Consider the following 4,380-nt stretch of genomic DNA (forward strand, 5'->3'; position numbering starts at 1 on the left):
TGGGGCCGGTCATGCTGGATCTGGCAGGCGTCGTCCTGACCGCCGAAGATCGTGAACTGTTGCAACATCCTGCGGTTGGCGGCGTCATCCTGTTCGCCCGCAATTATGCCGACCCGCAACAACTGGCCGCCCTGACCGCAGCGATCCGCGCCGTGCGCGAACCGCGCCTGTTGGTGGCGGTCGACCAGGAAGGCGGACGGGTGCAACGTTTCCGCAGCGGCTTCCGGCGTTTGCCGCCCGCAGCGGCGTTTGGGGAATTGGCCCGCCGCGAATCCTTGCAGGCTGGGTTGCGCGCCGCCCAATTGGCCGCTTGGCTGATGGCCGCCGAGTTGCAGGCCGTTGGGGTGGACTTCAGTTTTGCGCCGGTGCTGGATGTGGATCGTGGCCTGTGCCAAGCCATCGGCGACCGCGCTTTTGCCCAGGAACCAGCGGCCATCGCAGCGTTGACGACGGCCTGGATGCAGGGCGCGCGCCGGGCAGGCATGGCCTCGGTCGGCAAACATTTCCCCGGACACGGCGGCGTGGAGGCCGATTCCCACCTCGCGCTGCCGTGTGACGGACGCAGCTTCGACACCTTGTGGCGGGAAGATCTGACGCCGTTCCGCCAATTGGTGGGGCAAGGCCTGGAAGCCGTCATGCCCAGCCATGTCGTGTACCCGGCGGTGGATTCCCAACCAGCGGGTTTTTCCTCCCGTTGGCTGCGGGAAATCCTGCGCGAACGCATGGGGTTCCAGGGAGCCGTCATCAGCGACGCGCTGGACATGGCGGCGGCAGAAGCGGCGGGCGGATTTGTCGAGCGCTCCCAGGCAGCCCTCAATGCCGGTTGTGACCTGCTATTGCTGTGCAACAACCGTCCTGCCGCCATCCAGGTGGTGGAAGCCTTGGCGGATCACCACTCCCCTGCGGCGCAGACGCGGTTGGCGCGCTTGTACAGCCGCCATTTCACCCCGCATGCACAGGTGCAGCAACACCCTTATTGGCAGGAAGCCAACGCCCTGCTGGAACAGCTGGCTGCGGGCGCCAGCACTGACCTATCGTTCGACCCAACCACGCGGGGCGGCTCGGTTGTGTGAGTAAAGTTCCGCCGCTGAGCAGGCCGGTTCTAGCGGGTGATGAATTGTTAAGAATTGTAAAAGCTGATTTAAAAACAGCCATAATCATGCCATCATCCCCCTGTTTACAAACCTCAAGGCCCCTCTACTTCCCATGCTGATTGAATTCACGGTTGCTGGCGGCAGCCTTGCGCTGTGGCGCAAACTACGCAAAAAAAGCGCCAAAACATTGCCATCTGTACCCTCACCGCAACCGGAGGACAACAAGCCCAACAAACTTCAACAAACCGCACAGGTTTTTCAGGATCTTAAAAGCGCCTTGGTTGGCAATGAACGCCAAGAATTGCAGAACAGCCTTGACCCCAACCTGCAAGGCATGGACGAAGTCCAGAAACGGCGTAATGGCCGCAATATGTTGTTCTCCATTGGTGCGGTAGGTTTGGCGGTGCTGGGAACCACTTCGCCCGTTTTTTACCTGTTGGGCAGCGCGGCGGTCATCTATTTGGGGCGGCATGTTTACCAGCAAGTTTGGCGAGATGTCAAACAGGGTCACCTTGTCAGTGTGTATCTGGTCTCCTCCATCCTGGTGTTGGGCATGATTGCGACCGGGCAACTGCTTTATTCAGCGCTGGCTGCGGTGCTGAGTGGTGCGATGGTGCGCTTGATCAAGAAAGCGGAAGATAATTCACAGAAACAATTGATCAATATTTTTTCAGGACACCCCAAACAAGTCTGGGTGGAGAAAGACGGTGCAGAACTGGAAGTGGCGTTCGACTCTATCCGTAAAGGCGACGTTGTCATCGTTCAGGCAGGTGAGGTGATCCCGGTTGATGGGGTGATCCAGGCAGGTTCAGCCAATATTGACCAGCACATCCTAACCGGCGAAAGCCAGCCGGTCGACCGAGGGGTTGGGGAATCCGTCTTTGCCGCCACCCTGGTGCTGGCTGGCCGCATCAGCATTTTGGTGGAGACGGCGGGCGATGAGACTGTCGCCGCCAATATCGGCAATGTATTGAACAATACCAAAACCTATAAAGACCACCTGATGCTGCGCGGCAAGAAGATTGCTGACAGTATGTTGCCGCTGGAGCTGACCGCCAGCGCCATCACCTTGGGGCTCCTGGGGCCACTGCCCGCCATCGCCGTGCTCTGGTCTGGGCTGGGTTACCGCATGATCATGCTTGGCCCCATCAGCGTGTTGAATTACCTGCAAATCCTGTCGCGGCGCGGCATCCTGGTCAAGGATGGGCGGGTGCTGGAGTCCCTGCACAATGTCAATACGGTCGTGTTCGACAAGACCGGCACGCTGACCGAAGAACAGCCCACCATTGGTGCTGTGCACCTGCTGGCGGATTACGATGAAAGCCAGGTGCTGCATTTCGCTGCCAGCGCGGAACATCGCCAAACCCACCCTGTCGCCCGCGCCATCATTGGCAAGGCGCAGAGCCTGGGCGTGGTGCCATCCGTACCGGATGACGCCAGCTACGAAGTCGGCTACGGCATCAAGGTGCATCTGGGGCAACAAACCGTGCGCGTGGGCAGCATCCGCTTCATGCAGCGGGAAGGCCTGCCCATGCCGGAGCAACTGGAAGGGTTGCAGCAACAGGCGGAAGAGCAGGGATATTCCCTGATTTACATCGGTGTCGACAATGTGGTGGCAGGCGTCCTGGAAATGCAGCCAAGCATCCGCCCCGAAGCCCACCAACTCATTCAGCACCTGAAAAAACGCGGCATCAGCACTTACATTATTTCCGGCGACCACGAAAAACCTACCCGGACGATTGCCCAAAAATTGGGGGTCGACCATTACTTTGCTGAAACCCTGCCAGAAAACAAGGCTGAACTGGTCAAGCAACTGCGCGACGAAGGCAAATTCGTCTGCTTTATCGGTGACGGCATCAATGATGCGATTGCGCTGAAATCGGCGCATATCTCCATCTCGCTCAAGGGGGCGTCCAGCGCAGCGACCGATACGGCGCAAATCATTTTCATGGATGGGACACTGGCCCCGCTGGAACGCCTGTTTGCGTTCACGGATGAATTTGAACGCACCATGAGCCGCAATATGATCATTAGCTTGGCTCCTGGCATCATCAATATTGGCGGCATCTACCTGCTGCATTTTGGCGTCGCCGCCAGTATGGGCCTGTTCTATGGCGGCACCACGGTGGGCTTGGCCAATGCCATCCATCCATTGATCAAACACCAAGATAAAGGTGCTGCAACAGCGAAAGGCCAAATTGAAAACAACAAAAACTGAGTGGTTCAACAGCCATGCTTGAAACGGATATCCTGACGGCGCTCTTTGCTTTGGGGGCCGCCTTGGCGTGGGGAAGCGGCGACTTTAGCGGGGGGCTGGCTTCACGGCGGCATAATGTTTACAGCGTGTTGCTGGCGGCACAACTGGTCAGTATTGCGCCCTTGCTAGTATTGGCGCTGGTGTTTGAGCAGGCACTGCCGCGCGCCAGTGACCTGCTGGCGGGAGCGGTTGGCGGCGTTTTCGGCGTGGTTGGCCTAGTCAGCCTGTATACCGGCCTGGCGCGGGGGCGGATGGGGATTGTCGCCCCGTTGGCGGCCATTATCGCCAGCATTATTCCGGTGTGTATCGGCATGATTACGGAGGGTGCCCCTACCCTTTGGCAAACCGTTGGTTTCGCCATCGCATTAATCGCTATTTGGTTATTGTCCAGTGACGGTGGGCGCAAGCTGGAAGCGACGCCGGTGGAGCTGCGTTTTGCCTTGCTTGCCGGGGTTGGGTTTGCGGCGTTTTACTTGGCGCTGGACAGTTTCAGTGGTGAAACGGCGCTGTGGCCAGTGTTTGCCGCCCGTCTGGCCTCCATGAGCTTATTGGCGCTTTATGTGTCCAAACGCCGCCAATGGAGCATGCCGCCGCGCCCACTGCTGCCTTTGGTTGCCCTGACGGGTTTGCTCGATACCGCAGGCAATTTTTTCTTCGTGCTCGCGGCCCAAGCAGGGCGGCTGGATGTCGCCACGGTAGTGTCTTCGCTGTACCCGGCCATTACCGTTTTGTTTGCTTGGCTGATCCTGAAAGAACATTTGAAATTTAAACAACGCATCGGCGTGCTGACAGCCTTTGCCGCCATCACCCTGATTGCTTTATAAAAGAAAAGGCTCATTATGTGTTTCGGGGTCTTAGCCCAACAGCATTGCCAATAAAGAATGCAGCGCCGCTTGCCCCCGTTTCCTGATGTTGTGCAGGCACTCGAAGAAGGCGAGGCAACACGGCAGTTTTTCCTGGGAGATGCCCCGGTGCGGGCGCAGCCATGGGCGTAGCAGCGACCAAAAACCTTCCATGGTGTTGACGTGG

At 58.5% G+C, this 4,380-nt stretch carries 3 protein-coding genes and 1 pseudogene; 3 read left to right on the forward strand and 1 reads right to left on the reverse strand.

The window, feature by feature from the left end; translation table 11 throughout:
* The 3 genes from nagZ to VSS37_RS01860 all read left to right on the forward strand — a co-directional run.
* Positions 1-1,073 (forward strand): beta-N-acetylhexosaminidase (gene nagZ / locus VSS37_RS01850; protein WP_324692913.1); only part of this gene is annotated, 1,073 nt, incomplete at its 5' end.
* A 133-nt stretch (positions 1,074-1,206) separates the two neighbouring features.
* A complete protein-coding gene (locus VSS37_RS01855) occupies positions 1,207-3,312 on the forward strand; it encodes a heavy metal translocating P-type ATPase (RefSeq protein ID WP_324692914.1) in 2,106 nt (701 codons plus the stop codon).
* A 14-nt stretch (positions 3,313-3,326) separates the two neighbouring features.
* Positions 3,327-4,175 (forward strand): EamA family transporter, encoded by an 849-nt coding sequence (locus VSS37_RS01860; protein ID WP_324692915.1) that lies wholly within the window; start codon positions 3,327-3,329, stop codon positions 4,173-4,175.
* A gap of 30 nt (positions 4,176-4,205) precedes the next feature.
* Here VSS37_RS01860 and VSS37_RS21905 read toward each other — a convergent pair.
* A pseudogene (locus VSS37_RS21905) lies at positions 4,206-4,380 on the reverse strand (IS1595 family transposase); the annotation flags it as partial.

This window comes from Candidatus Thiothrix phosphatis, assembly GCF_035668035.1.
GTDB classification, from domain to species: Bacteria; Pseudomonadota; Gammaproteobacteria; order Thiotrichales; family Thiotrichaceae; genus Thiothrix; species Thiothrix phosphatis.

Bases quoted from the DNA above. Each gene is read 5' to 3' on its own strand.
- VSS37_RS01855 (WP_324692914.1), top strand. From the start codon at position 1,207: ATGCTGATTGAATTCACGGTTGCTGGCGGCAGCCTTGCGCTGTGGCGC.
- VSS37_RS01860 (WP_324692915.1), top strand. From the start codon at position 3,327: ATGCTTGAAACGGATATCCTGACGGCGCTCTTTGCTTTGGGGGCCGCC.